Origin of the sequence: Aquimonas sp., assembly GCF_044377145.1 — a bacterium.
Taxonomy (GTDB): Bacteria; Pseudomonadota; Gammaproteobacteria; order Xanthomonadales; family Xanthomonadaceae; genus Aquimonas.
Genome location: NZ_JBILJQ010000069.1, coordinates 1 through 15,982, shown reverse-complemented (window position 1 = coordinate 15,982; position 15,982 = coordinate 1). Strand labels below are relative to the sequence as shown.

Below are 15,982 nucleotides of genomic sequence, written 5' to 3'. Positions count from 1 at the left end.
CATGTCTTCGAGCTACACGGATTCCGGAACCACCACATTTACAGTCACCCATGCCCAGCACATGGCGGCGAAGGTGGCCACCGACCTCAAGCGCCTGCAGCGGCTCTACGGGAGTCCCAGTGATGCCGATATAGCCAGGTACGAAGCCGAGGTGATAGAGCTGCTCAAGGCCGGCTACCTGGGCACCTTAACGCTCGGTTTCCGGCGCGATGGCAAGTGGATCGTGCCGACGCTGCGCTACACGGCGCAGGATCTCGCCGGCGGCCCGTCCAACGATGACGATCCGGGTAAGGTGCCAGCCGGCGCGAACGTTGTTGGCGCAGCCTTCTACAACTATCTGACCTACAGCAGCGCGTGGACCGGGCTGACGCCGGCGCAGAAGGAAGCGTTCACGAAGACGGTTCCGTTCCAGCGTGTCGACGCTCCAGAGCCGGAAATCAACGGCTACCTGGTCGCAGACCGCGTCTACTCCGCCGGCGGCCGGGCGATGAATCGCGCCAGCGTGAGGAGCTTCTGATGACCAACAAGCCAACCCTCGGCGAATTGTTCGACCACCGAATCACATACCCGGATCTAGACACCCAGAGCCGTCTGGCACGCCTAGTCGGGCTCGACGAGCAGAAGTCACGCCTGGCGAAGATTCTTGGTCTGCTCGTCAATCCGCATGGCCTCAGAGCCTGGCTGCAGGCACACCATCCAGAGGCCGGCGCGCTGCTAGACACGGTGCTTCGCCGCCCGCCGCTGGTGATCCTTGCCGGCGACGTCGGATCGGGGAAGACCGAGTTGGCCGAAACCATCGGCGATGCGGTGGCGCGCCAGGAAAAGATCGACATCACACTGCTGCCGTTGAGCTTGTCGACGCGCGGCCAGGGACGCGTCGGTGAAATGACGCAGTTGCTGTCGTCGGCATTCGACCATGCCGTCGCCGAGGCCGAGAAATTTAGGTCGGACGCGGGCAAATCGCGCGGGGCGGTCATCCTGCTCGTCGACGAGGCGGACGCCCTCGCCCAGTCCCGGGAATCGGCGCAGATGCACCACGAAGACCGGGCCGGCGTTAACGCCTTCATTCGCGGTATCGATCGCCTCGCCAATGCCCGACTTCCGGCGGCAGTGATCATGTGCACCAACCGCCTGAGCGCGCTCGACCCGGCGATTCGACGTCGTGCCGCCGAGGTGCTGACGTTCGCGCGCCCGACCGACGACCAGCGCCGCTATGTCCTCGAGCTTCGCCTCGAGCCACTGGGACTGTCAAAGAAGCACATCGACAAGCTGGTCGCAGCCACGGGACGGCGTACCGACCACGAAGTTGGATTCACCTTTTCCGACCTGACCCAGCGCCTGCTCCCTACGATCGTGCTTGATGCGTACCCGAATCGCCCAGTCGAGGGCGAACGCGCCGTCTCTATTGCGCTGGGCATGGCGCCGACCCCTGCATTCCGCGACGAGGGTTGACGGTCATGACGCAGGCCAATACCGCCCGACGGGACGGCGACGCCTTTCAGGCACGGCAATTCTGGAGGCGCGCGGCACGATTGCTCGACGACAACTCTCCGATCCGGCGGGTCGGGTTCGAGTCCGGCCCGAAGAGCTACGACGACATCTGGTTGGAATACGACCCGGCGCACGCCCCGCTTGACCAGTACGGACGGCCGTTGTTGCGTGAGCATCTCCAGTGCAAGTGGCACGTTGCACCGGACAGCTACGGCTACCTTCACCTCGTCGACCCCGCGTTCGTCAACGCGAATGCGAGGTCGCTGCTGCAGCGGGCCCATCGGGCGCAACTGGACTACGCGCCGCGCGGTGAAGGGGCGCGTTTCAAGCTTTTAACCAACTGGCGACTGGATCGTGCCGATCCCCTGCGCGACATAATCGGCACCCGCTCGGGTGCCGTGCGCTTGGACCGACTGTATTCGACCCAGACCGACAACAGCAGGCTGGGCGAAGTGCGCAGGAGCTGGCGGGAGCACCTGGGTATCGACGAGGACGCGCTGAGGATTCTGGCGGGAACCTTGGCCTTCGGCGAGGCGACCGATTCGCTGGATGAACTTCGCGATGACCTGGACGTGCTGTTCGGCCTGGTGGGCCTGCGCCGCATCCCACCCAACCAAAGTGCGTTTGAGTACGACGACCTGGTGTACCAATGGATGGCCCAAGGGCGCTTGGACTTTGATCGAGCGTCGTTCCGACAGGCGTGTCAGCAGCAAGGCCTGCTGGAGGACGCACGCAAGCGGCCGGGCGTCTACGGGGTGAAGTCGTTTGAGCATGCGCTCGATCGCCTCGAAGAGCGGTGCTTGAAAGTGTTGGACTTCGTCCCGGACTTCGATGACCGCTACATCCGCAGTGAGTCAGACTGGGCAGGTAAGCTCTATCCCGCGCTGAAGGCCTTCCTGCTGGACGCCGCGCGAGGCAGCGAGCGACCGCGCCTCGCGTTGGACGCCCATGTGACCCTGGCCTTCGCCGCCGGCTCGGTGCTCAATCAAAAATCTGGGCGCGTGGTCGAGTTGGAACAGCGCTCACCGGCCCGCCAGGTGTGGTCCATGGACGATCACCCCTCCGACCCGACCTGGCCGGCGTGGGAGTGCGAATGCATCGACGTCGACGTGACCCGGCCGGAGTTGGCCGTGGCGGTCGCCCTTACCCATGACGTCGCCGCTGATGTGCATGCCTTCATCACGCGCACGGTGCCTGAGGTGGGGCGCCTGCTGGTGTTCCGTACCGTCGGTGGGACCGGACAAGCGTCGGTGAAGAGCGGTCGGCACGCATTCGAGCTGGCGCAGGCGTTGGCCGCGCAGGTCAAACAGCAGCGGCCGGCGGATGTGGATTCGAAAGTTCATTTGTTCGTGGCCGGCCCAAACGCATTCGCATTCTTCCTCGGGCAGCACCAGCTAGCGATGGGAGCAATGTGCTTGTATGAGTTCGATTTCGATGGCGCGCGCGATCGCTCCTACCGCGCCTCTCTCACGCTCCCCATCTGAGCGGGTTGACGCCGGTGGCGGCACGGCCGGAAAGCGAAGCGACACCGCAAGCCGTTTGTCGCTCTTGGGCTTCGGCATGCCTGGGGAGTCCTTTGCCTGCCAGGCACAGCGATACTGGCGACCCGTAAACGTTTACCCAGAGCCCGCAAGCAGCATGCAGATGGCAACGGATCGAGAACCGACTTCCCTGCCCAGGATGAATCGATCTGATCACCTGCTCAGCGATAATGCGGAGGTCTGTTTGGAGTTTGGGGAGCGCGCAAACTTTATGGGCTGCGACGGTGGGTGGCGCGCTAAAGCTCATGATCAAGTCGGGCAACGATCAGGAACTCGTGGCCAAGTTGAGTGAAAGTTCACCAACACAGGCACCTCGCGCTGGAAGAAAGCTCTCAAGTCCTGTAAACAATCAGGGTTTTCCTCTGTGGTCTCCCTTGCCAGAGCTGCAACTAAGGGGCGCGCCTTTTCCCGCCTCGTGTGACCTGTCCCCACCAGGCTGTGCCACCCGAAGCTAGGTAGAGTCAGGTGCGCCGACAGAAACGCAACATCGTCAAGCTGTCGAGGCGATGGGGCGCCGCCGCGTATCGCAAGCCGCGCGCCTCGGCAGTGCCGGCAAGGCCCCAGCTTGCGGCAATCCCCTTCGACCGTCACGCTCGATGTGAGCGAAGGAGCGCAACGAATGATCGATGACGATTTCGACGACGACTACGAGTTCCAGGACCCGCCTGCGCCAAAGCGCACGCCGCCGCCAGAAGACGGACTGAGTCCGCAGGAGCGCCGTCGCCTCAATCGCAACGCGCGCCTGCGCCGACAGCGCGAATCAAAGCGGCTGGCCCAGGGCAAGCCCAAGCGCCCAAGCACGCCTTTCAGGCGCGGCTACACGATCCTGCGCGGCAGCGCAGCAAGCTTCGAAGAGGCCGGTACGGACCTCACGGTGGTTGGCTCGGGCCTGCGTCATGCCTTGAGTGCCGAGCAGCTTGGCGCAGCCCGCGAGGTCTTCGAGGCCATGGGCCGCCGCGGAAACACCGGCTTTGCCGCCAACACCCGGCGCGCCATGGCCGCTGACATGCTCCACTGGAAAGCCTTCTGCGCGGAAACCGGGCACAGCGTCTTGCCGATTGAGGAGGAAGGCCTAAAGCGCTTCTTTGACGCGCTCGTGGACGCAGGATACAAGCGCGGCACCCTGGAGCACCTGCTGTTCACCTTCCGCACCGTGGGCCGCTTCTACGGGTGCAGCGATCCACTCGTCAGTCGAAGCGCCTGGGCCTACTGGCGGGATCTTTGCCGCGAACGTCTGACCGCACGCGCCAAGCAGGCTCCCGGCTTGCTTCTGAGGCATGTCGACGCGATGACCAAGACGGTTGACCGGAGCAGCGCTGTGGATCTGCGCGACATCGCGATGGTGCGGGTCTGCTATGACCTCATGACTCGCCCCAGCGAGCTCGTGGCCCTGCGTTGGGCCACGCTCCAAGACGAGGACGGAGGCGAAGGATTGATCCTGATCGAGCGGTCGAAAACCGATCAACAGGCCGTGGGCCACATCGGCTATCTCAGCGCGCCGACGATGGTCGCGCTGCGGGCCTGGCAGGCGGTCAGCGATCGCAGGGCGGAGCACGTCTTCCATGCTGTTCGGACCGTCGGCACTGCGGACTGGGAGGCGAAGCAGCAGGCTACGCAGGAAGCAGCGGTGCTGGGCGCGTTGGCAGCTCCTACTCCGCTCAAGCCCGCTGGCAAACCACCGGCCCTCACCGTCAAGGCTGTCGCCGCTGCCATGCAACGGCTCGCAACGCGCGCCGGGCTCGGCACCTTGGACTTCTCAGGGCACTCTGCGCGCGTCGGCGCGGCCCAGGACATGGTCGACGCCGGCGTGTCGCTGCTGGAAGTGATGCATCAGGGCCGCTGGAAGAGCACGGCAATGCCGGCGCGGTACGCCGAGAATCGCAATGCGATCAACGCTGGCCGCGCGCGCTTTTCGAAGGTGCGCGCGTCGGCAAGCACAAGAACCCGTAGCGAACCATAAGCTGCCCTTTCGGGTCCACTAGCTAGCGATCAGCACGCTCATCGTGCGGCTTCGGCGGTTCGTGGCGGAGAGCCGCAGAAGCCGGGCATCATGTGCGAGCACCTGACAGATAGCCAGCTTCGATCTGGGCTAGTCGGCGCGCTAACCCCATGTGGCTGAGATACGCGTCCCGACCTTTGTTTCCGGTGTTGATCCATTCGCCGCGCAGCATCCTGAAGCGCATGCCATTTCGCGCATGCTCACCGGTTGGCCATACCTTGACAGTAGATCGCAGACCCTTTTGGGCATGTCGCTCAATGTTCCAAACCTGGTGTGACATCGCCTGAGAGTACGCCGGCCGCCGGTCGCTAGCTAGGGAGTCGGGCGGGGCCTCTCGGCTGCTACTGGTTCTTCTACGGCCCGCCGAACGAATCCATCCAACGTCAGTGCGATCGCTGCTTGAGTGCTGATGCCGAGCCGGGAACCGAGCGTGCGGAAGAACAAGCCTGTGGTCGGCGCAATGCGAACCGTGGTCGGCTGCAGCCGCGCTGCAACATCCGTGTCGGTGGTCAGCTCAACCGAGCACGCGGCTTCGATGGACGCGGCCAGTGCTTCGGCCCAGATTCGCTCAAAGAGATCCCGCGGGTGCGCCATGAACGCGATCGCGTCGATAGTTTGGTCCAGCCGCCGGCTCATGCGAACCAACCCCGAACGTCGGCAACTGGCAAAGCGAAGCGCTGCAGCGCGCGGTGCGGCGCGACTACGAATCCTTGAAGCAGCCCGCGCTGGTACGAACGGCGTGAACCGCCGGGAGACGCGCACGTGAAGGAAGCCAGAGCCGGCGCAGAACGCGGCAGCATTTCGGGCTCCAGGATGACGAGATGATCGGCAGCGTCCGGAAGGGAAAGCTCAGATTGAGCGAGCAACATGCATGTTGCGCCAGCGCGGCGAACCGGGGCGATCACGTCGTCGATCTCGTTCGGCGCATCGCAATGGTCTAGGTCATCGAGAATCACGAAAGCAGGGGTTTCCGCGCCGCCCCGGAGCCACTCGGCGAGACGCATTCGGGCAGATGCGGCGGTCAACCCGACATGGCGTTCGATCGCCGGCAGCGCGCCGGGACTCTGCTCATGCGCGAAGCTGATGTAGATGGCCGCGCCACCCGTCCGAGCGAAAGCCTCGGCCATGCCAATGGCCAGCGTGGTCTTGCCGGAACCCGCAACACCGAGAGCCAGCCAGCACCGCGAAGGTGCGAGGGCGGGTAAAGGCAACACCGAGTCTTCAGGCACGGGGGCTTCACCGTCGCAGAGCGCCCGATTCAATTCGTTGGGGTCGACGTCAAAGCGCTCCGCTGCTTTGCCGACATAGCGAGGCGGTAGCGGCGGCCCGAGCGCAGCGCCAGCGGCGATCGCTGCAAGGCATGCCGAATAGCCCCGGTCATAGCAGGCGAGAGCTAGGGCTTCGCGAAGCTTCTGCATGGGTAGACGAACGCCGGCGGCAGTAGCGCGTCGCTGCGCTTGGCGGATGAATGTCTTGAACGCGTCGGACGACGTCATGACGACTCCTGAGGGGCCTGAGCGCGATCCGTTTAAACGCCGGTGGCCCGATCGAAGTCGGCATGCGGCCTGTGATGCGAAGGGCGACGTCGGGGTCGGATCGAACCCACCCGGCCAGGGTCAGCAAATGCTGCTGAGCAGGATCCTACAGAAGCCGCGGCGACCATGCTGTGCGGCGCGTCATGCTACGCGCTGTATTGGTCAGCCGCGTATGGCCTGTTCACGATGGACCACGGTCGTCATGCCGCCAAAGCCCTTAGCGTCTCTCGGGCAGTAGCGATGCATCCGCTTGGCAAGTGCATTCGCCTCCCTATCTCGCCGCGAACGATGCAGAAGAAGAAGATAGACCTTGCACAGGCGGAAGAACGGTCGATTCTTCAGATAGCCAAAAGGGACATGGACCATGTTTGCGTCGGTAGGGATCATGGCAAGCAGTGTGGTTGCTGCGGGCTCTGCGACCGCGATCGCCCCGTCATAGTCTCCAAGGCTGTAGAGCAGCCCCGCGTTGACATTGATGGCCTCGACACAGAACGGGCACCGGCCAACGGCGTGCCTTGCTCGCTCTAAAAGGTGCTGAAGCACGCTTCGTTCACTCGGATACGCACCGCTCCAGCATCCTGCACGCTCCATATCGGCATTCAGCGCCTCATCGACCTCGTCTATCAGCGTATCGGCGTGCTCGCTCAACGGACGAAGGACGACCTCGATACCCTCGACCCGGTGCGTTCCCTCGCCTGTGCTCGCGCTGTAGCGCGTCACCAACGGTTCGGGTAGTCCCAACGGGACGAACGCTAGGTTGTCTTGTAGGGGGTTCTTCCCGAAGCCGCTTGCCTCGAAAGCAGGCTCCTTTCGAGATGCGGCCCGCTGGAACGCGTGCCAGCTTGGGTAACCCTGCACCCTTGCGACGATTTCCTGCGCGTCGTGCAGCGCAAGCTCGGTGCCGTGTTCGGCAACAAGAGCCGGCCACGCCTTGCGCAGGTTCTTCGCCAACTTCTTTGACTGGTTGATGTTCATGGAGGTACCCGCCATTACGGAGACCGCATAGCGCATTGCTGCCCGCTCGCTCAGCCACGATCCCCAAGGGAGTCCATGAGTTGGCACAGGATGTACGCTCGATCCCAATGAGGGTTCGCCACGGCGGGCGGCGTGGGGTCGGCACCCCAGAGCCAAGAGTACTCGATTCTGCGCGGTGTTGATGGCCCTTTGATCGATCGGTGCAGGTGGCGGACCTGATGGCCCCAAGGGGGCAAGGCCGGAAGCGTCCACGTGTCGTCGCCGGCGCGGTGACAGGTGATTATCGACGGAGCGATGTTGAAGCTACGGGTTTCGATGGCGCTGAACATGCAGGCTCTCGCTGGGTGGCCTACCACCTCTATCCGTCGACTTCTCGCGACAGCAAGTTGCGGGGAGCATGCATCGCTCGGTCTTGAGAGCAGCTATCGACGCTGTTCCACCCCCAGTGCATTAGGTGAGCGCCTTCTGGTCGAACCTGGCCTTCATTCGCGTGACAATGCCATCAATGGCCCTGTCACAGTTGGTGCGGCCGATCTTCTGAACCAGCTGCTTGTCGAGGACAGATCGCAAAGTATGATTCAAGGACGGCGATCGCTGAGACATCTCCCAGAGCAGGTCGACGGGGAGCTGCTCGACGACGGAGACGAAGGCAGCGAAGTCAGAAAGAGCCGGCTCTGCGCCGTCGAGCAAGGCGAGGAGGCGATCACCGTCAAAAGCTGCATTTTCATGGCTGGTCATCAGGGTTCCTTCAAAGTAGTGATGCGCGGACGTACAGGTCGTCGGCGGATGGCGTCACGATGTCGATCCCCATGTACTCGTCGGCAACGCAGGCCATTCCGGGAGGCTGAAAAAGTCCTGAGGATCAAATCCCGGTCAAAAGATTTTGGCACGTATGGCGCACCGTAAGTCATTGATTTAGATGATTCCGAGGCAAGCTGGAAAAGTCTGACTGGTCCCACCGATCAAATCCCAGTCAAAAGTTCTACGGCTTACGGTGGGCGGCATCAGAGCGGCTCAGGTTCGCCGAGACTGCCCGCCCTCAGAACGAGCCGTGACCATCGGCGCGGCGAGGCGGGTCAGGATGTCGCGCGCAGCGTTCCAGTCGATGTCGTCATTGACCGCTTGGAAGGCGCGCGCCACCAGGGTAGCAACGCGCGTGCTGCGCCCCGCGTCGAGCTGGACGGCCGCCTTTCGTTCGCTGCCCTCGGCCATTGTCAGGTAGAGGTGCTTGCCCTGGTTCTCGATCTTCATCGACTTGTTGTGCTGCGGCCCGTGGTTGCGGAACTCGACGCTTGGTAGCAGGCCAAGGAAGACGCACAGCAGTTGCGGCAGCTCGTCCTCGGTGGGGTAGGAGATGATCTTGTCGTCCCAGTTGTACTTGGTCGGCTGGGTCGGGTGCTTACCCGCTGTCTCGATCTTCAGCGCAGGCTGGCGCTCGCCGGTCCGTTCATCAGCGTGACCTGCAGCTCGTCGACCTCGACAGCATGACCCTGCGCCGGATGCTGTCCGGCAAGGCCGACATCGACCTGCACGAAGAACTAAGGAAACTCTGAACAACGCGATCACTTGATCCCTGGGTGTCCAGCGAGTCGATTTTTTCGGTTCTTCAAGCCGAGATCGCACATCTTTCGCGACCTATCGACTCGCCCGAGACTCGCCCGAGCCTTCTTTCGCCGCGGATAGGGGTATTTCCCCGTTCCGCGGACGCACTCATGCTGCCGCCGCCACGCGTCGGCGCGCCAGACTCAGGTTCACCAGCGCAAACAGCGTCTGCAGGTGCGCCGTGTTCTTCGCCAGGCCGCGATAGCGCACCTTGGTGAAACCGAACTGGCACTTCATCACGCGGCACCGGTGGGCGACCCGCGCTCGCAGCTGCGCTTTCAGCCGCTCCAACGTGACCGTCGCGTCTTTCAAAGCACCGTCCACCATCGCTTTGACCTTGCCGCGCTTCTCGGCGATGTGTAGCTCCTGCTCGCCCTTCACGCACTTGTGCGCACCGGTGTAGCCCGCGTCCGCGTGTACGGTCTTCTCCTCACCCGTCAGCAGTGCGTCGATCTGGGTGACATCGGCCACGTTCGCCGCGGTGCCGGTGACGACGCGTACAAGGCTCGAGTGGGAATCAACGCCGACGTGGGCTTTCATGCCGAAGAACCACTGGTTCCCCTTCTTCGTCTGGTGCATCTCTGGATCGCGCTCGCCGCTGCTGTTCTTGGTCGAACTCGGCGCGTGGATGATCGTCGCATCGACCAGCGTGCCGGCGCGCATCTGCATGCCGCGCGCCGCCAGATCGGCGTTGACCGTCTCCAGGATCTTCGGCGCCAGCGCGTGCTTCTCCAGGAACCGGCGGAACTTCAAGATCGTGGTCTCGTCCGGGATTGCATCTACGTCGAGTTCCAAGCCCGCGAAGCGCCGCATCGACTCGATTTCGTACAGCGCATCCTCCATCGCCGGGTCGCTCAGCGCGTACCACTGCTGCAGGAAGTGGATACGCAGCATCACCTCCGGCGACATCGGCGGATGTCCGGCCTTGCCGCTCTTGGGGTAGTGTTCTTCGATCAACACCTGCAGCGCCTTCCACGGCACCACCCGCTCCATCTCCGCGAGGAACTTCTCGCGGCGCGTCTGCTTCTTCTTCGCCGTGTAGGCCAGAGAGTCGAAGGTGGTCTGCTTCATGGGGTTACTGTCATGTCGGGGATGCACAAATTCTACCAGCCGGGCTAGGATAAATCAGAGCTTCCTTAACAGATTTCCAAGGCTTCTGTACCCGTACACGAAGGGCCGAATTTGGATGGACGTACCGTTCGGGTAGATCACCCGCCCGCTGGAGCCGCTTGAGAACTCGAAGCGCAAGGTTCCTTGAGAGGTGCTCGTCGGGTGGCGGTAGGCGCAGCCTATGCACTGGCCGTGTTCCACCGCGTTGATGGTGCCGATCACGGTGCCGCTGGCGAAGTCGAAGGGGCCCGCGCTCTGCGGGAAGGTCGAGGAACCGTCTGTCCAGTAGTTGAAGTGCGTGAGCGCGACGACGCGTAGGATCCCCGCGTCGGCCAGGGCCGTCGCTCGCTCTTGCTCTCGATTCGCTGTCCAGGCTCCATATCAACGCGCTACCCTGCGTCACTCGATTCGGGAGCACGCCGATGGGACAACTGGTCGTGGCGTGCGCCGACATCGGTTCGATGAAGAACACGACGAGCAACTTCGGCTGGCATTCGAGCGCCGGTGTTGAGGGATGCTATGCATCGGAGCTGGTCGCCCATCTCGCTGGCCTGCTCGGCCAGGGTTTGCCGGTGGCGCTAGGCTTCGAGTGTCCTCTGTTCGTGCCTCTACGTTCCGATGAGCGAGCGCTGACAAATCAGCGGGCTGGTGAGGACGGGAAGCCCTGGAGTGCCGGCGCTGGCTGCGGAGCCATTGGCACCGGTCTGGTGCAGGTCGCCTGGATTTTTCGGCAGCTGAGAGATCGCTTGAGCGGAGTGCCAGCGTTCTCACTGACCTGGTCGGAGTTCCAGCAGGCCAGCGGCGGCCTTTTCTTCTGGGAAGCTTTCGTGACCGGCACGGGCAAGCGCGACGGTCACGTGGCCGATGCCCGGTCGGCCGTGGAGGCGTTCCAAGCAGCCCTGCCGAACGTCGATGCGGCCAACGCGCTGCCGAACGATGGTGACGTGCTGTCGCTCCTCGGAGCCGCCCTGATTCGTGCTGGGTGGACGAAGGATGTTTCGGTGTTGAGCCAACAGCTGGTGGTGATTCGCACCTCAGCTCAGGTGTGATGCCTCAGGCTCCTGCACGCGCGTGCATGCAGTCCTGAAAGGCGTCGTAGACACCCAAGAGCTGGCGACCCACGTCCTCATCTTCACCTGCGTGGAACGCGGTTCGAGCCCCGTACCCGACGAGGGCGTTCACCGTGCGCATGACCTTTTCGAGCATGTCGTCCTCGTACCCACCAATGTACCGCGCGACCTGACGATGTCCGCCGCGGGTGCAGGAATTCATGGCGTTCCAAGCGCGTTGTTTCAACTTCGTCAACGCGGTCGCTAGCCGGCAAGCGGGTACCTCCGCAAGCGATCGAGCATGGTCCCATCCGCGGGAGTTCAGGCTCGTTGTTGTCGACCACTGGTCCGGCGAAGGTCTCAACCCATGCTTCGTCGGCGCCGAACAGCCCCAGTTGGCAGGTACCACGGCCTCGTAGTTCAAGCGAACCCAGCGCCATGGCGACAGTCGGATTGCTCACGAGCATTGCTGCCATGCCATGCCATGACCATGGAGGCGCGCTATGCCACACAGTCTAGCGTGATTCGGGAGCGATCGTTGGCGAGCACGCGTTCACCGAGCGCATCGAGTACGGCGTTGTGACAGGCTTGCGAACGTTGGACCAGTTCATCCAGTTCATGCGGCATTTTCGGCCTCACGCTCCACTGCTGGTGAAGCTCACGCGCAGTTGGTGGAACACGAGCTCGACGTCGTTTCTGCGTGCGTACTCAGCTACCGCTGCGGGCACTCGGCTTGCCCCGCCGTGCACGAGGATCGAACGCACTCGGCCTTCCGGGCACCAGTCCGTGTTGGCCGCGAACAGGTTTCGATAACGAAGCAGCTGGTCGACGTCGACGGTGGAAGGTGCGTGTTGCTTGCACTCTACGATGACCGGCGTGCCAGCGCGATCTTGCAAGAGCGCATCGATGCGGCCTCGGTCGGGCATCGCGAGCTCGCGGACGTTCAAGCCCGTGTGCGAAATGAGTCCGGGTTCGAGTTGGTCCGGGTGGAGCGCGATGTAGTCAGATAACGCAGTTTCCATTGCAAAGGCGCCGATGATGGGCGCCCAGTTGCGCTCGTCTCGCATCGCCGCTCGTATGGGTTCGAGCTTGCCGATGGGGATGGCGCGGATGGTGGCGCGGACTTCACCAGGCGAAAAGCGAACCGATTTCGGCAGTGTAACCACGACACTGGGGTCAACCGGGCCGACACCCAGATCCCAGCGGACGAGGATGCACCGACCGTTCTCACCGTGAGGCAAGTCCTTTCGGGGCGGAACGATGGGATCCCACACCGCGTCGTCGACTGCGAGGCGGAAGATGCGCCCGAGTCGGCCTACTCGATGATCGGGCATGCTGGCGACGATCCAGTCACCCTCTCTCATTCGAGCCAGCGCGTTGCGCACGCCTGACCATGACTGGTCCTTGCTAGAACCTTGTAGCGTGTAGCCAGCTCCAGGCGGATACCCCACCGCGCAGATCTGTTCGCGATACCAGAACTGCCACTGCCCAGGGTGGTGCCCGATGTGGCAGTGGACCCGCCAGAATCCGGGAGCGTCAACAATGTCGGTCACGGCTTCACCTCATGCCCGCCGATGCGGGCTTTGTCCAACTTTCGTCGAACTACTCAACCGCGCGCAACTCCGCTGTCTTGCTGCGGCGCATCTAGGACTTTGTTACCTCCATCGTGTCTAGGATTGTGGCACTACCCGGCAGTTGTTCTGGCACCCGTTGCCCTGCACTATCGTAGTTGCTCCTGCTGAGGCTGAAGACCAGGACGGTATGGACAAGAAGGAACGGGATGCGTTGTTCGCCGGCACATTCGAGATGCCGCTTGCTGACTGCGAGCTTCGCCAGCAGGACATTGAGAAGCCTCGCGTGTACACCGGCCCAGCAATCCTGACACAGGGGCCGGACAAGGCGCTGCACCTGCGGCTGTTCGCAGCGCCAAGCGGCGAGATTCAAGCCATGCAGGAGTTCTTTGGGGCCTTGGACGTCACCCCGGGAAAGCTCCACCCGGATTCGAACTACTACGACTTCACGGGAGTCGACCAGCACGGGGTGGCATGGAAGGCCGAGAGGCTGTCCATTGATTGTTCGTACGGGGTCAACAGCACCTACGTCAGAGCTCGCGTCCGAGCCATCGAAGCCTGCGAGGAATACGGAAAGACGCTGCCCAGTTCCACAGCACATGCGTTCGTGCCTGGGACCTTCAAGTTGCCGTGGCATAAGGTCACCAAGACCGACAGCTCGATGAAGACAGACATCTTCGAAGGCGATTGTGAGCGATACGCCTGGAAGCTACATCAACGGGAGGATCAACTCGAAATCTCGTTCACTGTCAAGGACGGGCCAGTCGGCGATGATTTCTGGCGCTTCCTTGGTGCGATCTCCGTGCTGTGCGGATCGGCCATCGATCCCGTCCTGGTGATGATCGGTGAGGCCGGCAAGCGCATCCGACGATTGAAGACGCAACGTCGACCTGGCTGGAACGCTTCCCTGGCAAGGCCTCTCTCCGACCTTGCGCCGGATGCTGCACACTCGCACTACTTCATCGCAAGGTACCTGCGCGGAACCAAGCACTCACACCCAGCAGAACTGGATTCCTTCGACACACTGCACACAGCTTGGCACCGAACGCTTCGGACGGCGAGCGACCTGGACATAGGGCCGTTGGTGATTGGCGTCAACATCGAGGCGGTGGTCATGGACCTGTTCGCGTCGGAGGTCGACATAGACGCCGAGTTCATCGATGCCATCGAGAAGTCCAAAGACATCGTGCAGCAATCGGGCATGGCAGCGCGTGCTAAGCAGCGGGTGCTTTCCAGTCTTGGTGGGGCTGTGAAGCCTGGGCCGAAGCAAGTCCTCACGCGGATTCAGGAGCAAGGATTCATCACCGCAGATGAAGTGAAGGCATGGACCTCGTTGCGGAATCATGCGGCGCACGGCGGCAATGTTGACGACTCGACGTATGAGGCCTTGCAGGGCGCTGTCGACAAGTATTACAGGTGCCTTGGGCTGTTCTATCGCGTGCTCTTCGTCGTCATCGGCTACCGTGGACAGCATCGTGACTTCGGCGCACCAGGCTGGCCCATCGCTTGGTTTGGAAGTGAGCCACCAGCGATCAAGAGTTCGGCCGCATGAGTACGGAGATCCCAGACCACAACATTCGCGGCGCTCTGCTGCTCTTGCACGCAGACATGCGCTGCTGGAAGTGCGCTGGGACGCTCCGGGTCGGCGCCCTCGCCGGCCAGGCTCACACCGAGGCGTGGCTCGACGAAGCAGAGCCGCCCCGCTGGTTGCCGTTCGGCGAACCGGCTGCGTTGCAGCGGGTGACATCGATGTCGCCCGACCTCGAAGCGCTGGTGCGTCGGCAACTGCCGACCTATCACCCCGCTTTCAGTCAGACGGCGGAGATGGGCTACTTCATGAATCACTGTCCGCATTGCCAGGCGAGCACGGGCGATTTCTACGCACACGCATCAGCTGGTGCATTCTTCGCTTGGCCCAGGCGCGGAACAGAGGGCATCGAGATCATCGAACTCGGTGACGGCGAGATCACGGCGGAGCCGCCCTACATCATCCCACCAGAGTTCAACCTCACGCCTCGCCAAGCCAGAGAGCGCTTTCCGAAAGCTATCAAGGCCGCCGAGAGAACGAAGGAATAGCGATGCCGAGCTCGATCGTACTTGCCACCACCGAGAGCACCGTTCGGTGGTATTCCTTCGACGATACTGCTGCCAGTGCTTGGCGCCAAGGCGATCCACCTATCCCATTCACGCTTAGCGAAGTGCTCGATCTCCGAGGCCGGGTGCTGGCCGGCGACAAGGACACCGCCAAGCACTGGGCCAAGGCGATGGGGCTGACCACCTGGCGGTACGTCCGAATCTAACTCCACCACGCAGACGAGCCGGGGGCGTTGTGTCGATTGAGCATTGACTTTTCGACTTCGACAACACCTTGCTGCGCACTTTTGATTCGGAGAAGCCCATCGTTGGCTCAGCGGGCTCGCAACATCTGGCCGAGTACCGCAGCAACTCTGTCGCCTCTCCCGTGAGGGCGACGCGGCGGTGGTTGGGGGTGTCCCCCCAGCGTGTTTTCAGGAGCGGCGCGCCTGCGCAGATTCAGCGCGCGCCTTTGCCATCGGCGCCGTGAGCCGGGTCAGAATGTCGCGTGCCGCGTTCCAGTCGATGTCGTCGTTGACCGCTTGGAAGGCGCGCGCCACCAGGGTAGCAACGCGCGTGCTGCGCCCCGCGTCGAGCTGGACGGCCGCCTTGCGTTCGCTGCCCTCGTTCATCGTGAGGTACAGGTGCTTGCCCTGGTTTTCGAGCTTCATCGACTTGTTGTGCTGCGGCCCGTGATTGCGGAACTCGACGCTTGGTAGCAGGCCAAGGAAGACGCACAGGAGCTGCGGCAGCTCGTCCTCGGTGAGATAGAAGATGATCTTGTCGTCCCAGTTGTACTTGGAGGGTTGTGTCGGGTGCTTTCCTGCCGTCTCGATCTTGAGCGCCGGCTGCCGCTCGCCCGTGCGCTCATCCACCACACGGGTGGTGAGTTCGAAGCATGCGGCGGCGCGCGCCACCATCTCATTGCCCGCGCGGGTCTGGTTGTAGACGTGGACCGTCTGGAACCGACGGTGCTGAGCGCCGGCCATCCCGTTTCCTTCGCCCTCCACGGGACTGCTCGGCGCGCTCTCGCCTC

Annotated in this window: 17 protein-coding genes; 8 read left to right on the top strand and 9 right to left on the bottom strand. The window is 62.9% G+C overall.

Translation table 11 applies throughout. The annotated features are described in order from the left end of the window. Nucleotide 1 precedes the first annotated feature (1 nt). The 4 genes from ACIQ7H_RS17630 (at nt 2) to ACIQ7H_RS17615 (ending at nt 4,992) form a co-directional block, all read left to right on the top strand. Nucleotides 2-517: a hypothetical protein gene (locus ACIQ7H_RS17630; protein WP_395793933.1), complete on the top strand. Its 516-nt coding sequence runs from the start codon at nt 2-4 to the stop codon at nt 515-517. Continuing rightward, nucleotides 517-1,452, top strand: a complete 936-nt coding sequence (locus ACIQ7H_RS17625) for an AAA family ATPase (RefSeq protein ID WP_395793931.1) — start codon at nt 517-519, stop codon at nt 1,450-1,452. The genes ACIQ7H_RS17630 and ACIQ7H_RS17625 overlap by 1 nt, the downstream gene beginning before the upstream one ends. A 5-nt stretch (nt 1,453-1,457) precedes the next feature. Beyond that, nucleotides 1,458-2,975, top strand: coding sequence for an SAVED domain-containing protein (locus ACIQ7H_RS17620; protein WP_395793928.1), 1,518 nt, complete (start codon nt 1,458-1,460; stop codon nt 2,973-2,975). Between the two features lie 958 nt (nt 2,976-3,933). Further along, on the top strand, nt 3,934-4,992 hold the full coding sequence (locus tag ACIQ7H_RS17615; protein ID WP_395793926.1) for a tyrosine-type recombinase/integrase: 1,059 nt from the start codon (nt 3,934-3,936) through the stop codon (nt 4,990-4,992). Nucleotides 4,993-5,343: 351 nt separating this feature from the next. Here ACIQ7H_RS17615 and ACIQ7H_RS17610 read toward each other — a convergent pair whose 3' ends face one another. The 6 genes from ACIQ7H_RS17610 to ACIQ7H_RS17585 form a co-directional block, all read right to left on the bottom strand. Continuing rightward, on the bottom strand, nt 5,344-5,667 hold the full coding sequence (locus ACIQ7H_RS17610) for a hypothetical protein (RefSeq protein WP_395793924.1): 324 nt from the start codon (nt 5,665-5,667) through the stop codon (nt 5,344-5,346). After that, on the bottom strand, nt 5,664-6,527 hold the full coding sequence (locus tag ACIQ7H_RS17605; protein WP_395793922.1) for a hypothetical protein: 864 nt from the start codon (nt 6,525-6,527) through the stop codon (nt 5,664-5,666). The genes ACIQ7H_RS17610 and ACIQ7H_RS17605 overlap by 4 nt, the downstream gene beginning before the upstream one ends. Before the next feature lie 201 nt (nt 6,528-6,728). Then, complete coding sequence (locus ACIQ7H_RS17600; RefSeq protein ID WP_395793920.1) at nt 6,729-7,541, bottom strand: hypothetical protein; 813 nt, start codon at nt 7,539-7,541, stop codon at nt 6,729-6,731. 450 nt (nt 7,542-7,991) lie between these two features. Next, the gene (locus tag ACIQ7H_RS17595; RefSeq protein ID WP_395793918.1) at nt 7,992-8,279 is read right to left on the bottom strand and encodes a hypothetical protein; all 288 of its coding nucleotides are present in this window, start codon (nt 8,277-8,279) and stop codon (nt 7,992-7,994) included. A 276-nt stretch (nt 8,280-8,555) separates the two neighbouring features. Further along, nucleotides 8,556-9,107 (bottom strand): hypothetical protein, encoded by a 552-nt coding sequence (locus ACIQ7H_RS17590; protein WP_395793916.1) that lies wholly within the window; start codon nt 9,105-9,107, stop codon nt 8,556-8,558. A gap of 144 nt (nt 9,108-9,251) precedes the next feature. Next, nucleotides 9,252-10,214, bottom strand: coding sequence for an IS5 family transposase (locus ACIQ7H_RS17585; RefSeq protein ID WP_395793914.1), 963 nt, complete (start codon nt 10,212-10,214; stop codon nt 9,252-9,254). 461 nt (nt 10,215-10,675) lie between these two features. Here ACIQ7H_RS17585 and ACIQ7H_RS17580 point away from each other — a divergent pair, with 461 nt between their 5' ends. Then, the gene (locus tag ACIQ7H_RS17580; RefSeq protein WP_395793912.1) at nt 10,676-11,302 is read left to right on the top strand and encodes a hypothetical protein; all 627 of its coding nucleotides are present in this window, start codon (nt 10,676-10,678) and stop codon (nt 11,300-11,302) included. Between the two features lie 4 nt (nt 11,303-11,306). Here the strand turns inward: ACIQ7H_RS17580 and ACIQ7H_RS17575 are convergent, their stop codons facing one another. Then, entirely contained in the window at nt 11,307-11,726 is a 420-nt protein-coding gene (locus ACIQ7H_RS17575; protein ID WP_395793910.1) for a DUF6988 family protein, read from the bottom strand. 211 nt (nt 11,727-11,937) lie between these two features. Continuing rightward, complete coding sequence (locus ACIQ7H_RS17570) at nt 11,938-12,855, bottom strand: endonuclease NucS domain-containing protein (protein ID WP_395793908.1); 918 nt, start codon at nt 12,853-12,855, stop codon at nt 11,938-11,940. A 208-nt stretch (nt 12,856-13,063) separates the two neighbouring features. On the opposite strand from ACIQ7H_RS17570, the gene ACIQ7H_RS17565 reads away from it, so the two are divergent. From ACIQ7H_RS17565 to ACIQ7H_RS17555, 3 genes are read left to right on the top strand one after another with little or no spacing between them, the layout of a single operon-like run. Next, the gene (locus tag ACIQ7H_RS17565; RefSeq protein WP_395793906.1) at nt 13,064-14,425 is read left to right on the top strand and encodes a hypothetical protein; all 1,362 of its coding nucleotides are present in this window, start codon (nt 13,064-13,066) and stop codon (nt 14,423-14,425) included. Further along, on the top strand, nt 14,422-14,949 hold the full coding sequence (locus ACIQ7H_RS17560; protein ID WP_395793904.1) for a hypothetical protein: 528 nt from the start codon (nt 14,422-14,424) through the stop codon (nt 14,947-14,949). The genes ACIQ7H_RS17565 and ACIQ7H_RS17560 overlap by 4 nt, the downstream gene beginning before the upstream one ends. 2 nt (nt 14,950-14,951) lie before the next feature. Continuing rightward, nucleotides 14,952-15,173, top strand: a complete 222-nt coding sequence (locus tag ACIQ7H_RS17555; RefSeq protein WP_395793902.1) for a hypothetical protein — start codon at nt 14,952-14,954, stop codon at nt 15,171-15,173. Nucleotides 15,174-15,380: 207 nt separating this feature from the next. Here the strand turns inward: ACIQ7H_RS17555 and ACIQ7H_RS17550 are convergent. Beyond that, on the bottom strand, nt 15,381-15,982 hold a 602-nt coding region (locus ACIQ7H_RS17550), incomplete at its 5' end, for a hypothetical protein (RefSeq protein WP_395793900.1).

Coding starts and splice junctions, on each gene's coding strand:
- ACIQ7H_RS17630 (WP_395793933.1), top strand. CDS start 2: ATGTCTTCGAGCTACACGGATTCCGGAACCACCACATTTACAGTCACC.
- ACIQ7H_RS17625 (WP_395793931.1), top strand. CDS start 517: ATGACCAACAAGCCAACCCTCGGCGAATTGTTCGACCACCGAATCACA.
- ACIQ7H_RS17620 (WP_395793928.1), top strand. CDS start 1,458: ATGACGCAGGCCAATACCGCCCGACGGGACGGCGACGCCTTTCAGGCA.
- ACIQ7H_RS17610 (WP_395793924.1), bottom strand. CDS start 5,667: ATGAGCCGGCGGCTGGACCAAACTATCGACGCGATCGCGTTCATGGCG.
- ACIQ7H_RS17605 (WP_395793922.1), bottom strand. CDS start 6,527: ATGACGTCGTCCGACGCGTTCAAGACATTCATCCGCCAAGCGCAGCGA.
- ACIQ7H_RS17600 (WP_395793920.1), bottom strand. CDS start 7,541: ATGAACATCAACCAGTCAAAGAAGTTGGCGAAGAACCTGCGCAAGGCG.
- ACIQ7H_RS17595 (WP_395793918.1), bottom strand. CDS start 8,279: ATGACCAGCCATGAAAATGCAGCTTTTGACGGTGATCGCCTCCTCGCC.
- ACIQ7H_RS17585 (WP_395793914.1), bottom strand. CDS start 10,214: ATGAAGCAGACCACCTTCGACTCTCTGGCCTACACGGCGAAGAAGAAG.
- ACIQ7H_RS17580 (WP_395793912.1), top strand. CDS start 10,676: ATGGGACAACTGGTCGTGGCGTGCGCCGACATCGGTTCGATGAAGAAC.
- ACIQ7H_RS17565 (WP_395793906.1), top strand. CDS start 13,064: ATGGACAAGAAGGAACGGGATGCGTTGTTCGCCGGCACATTCGAGATG.
- ACIQ7H_RS17560 (WP_395793904.1), top strand. CDS start 14,422: ATGAGTACGGAGATCCCAGACCACAACATTCGCGGCGCTCTGCTGCTC.
- ACIQ7H_RS17555 (WP_395793902.1), top strand. CDS start 14,952: ATGCCGAGCTCGATCGTACTTGCCACCACCGAGAGCACCGTTCGGTGG.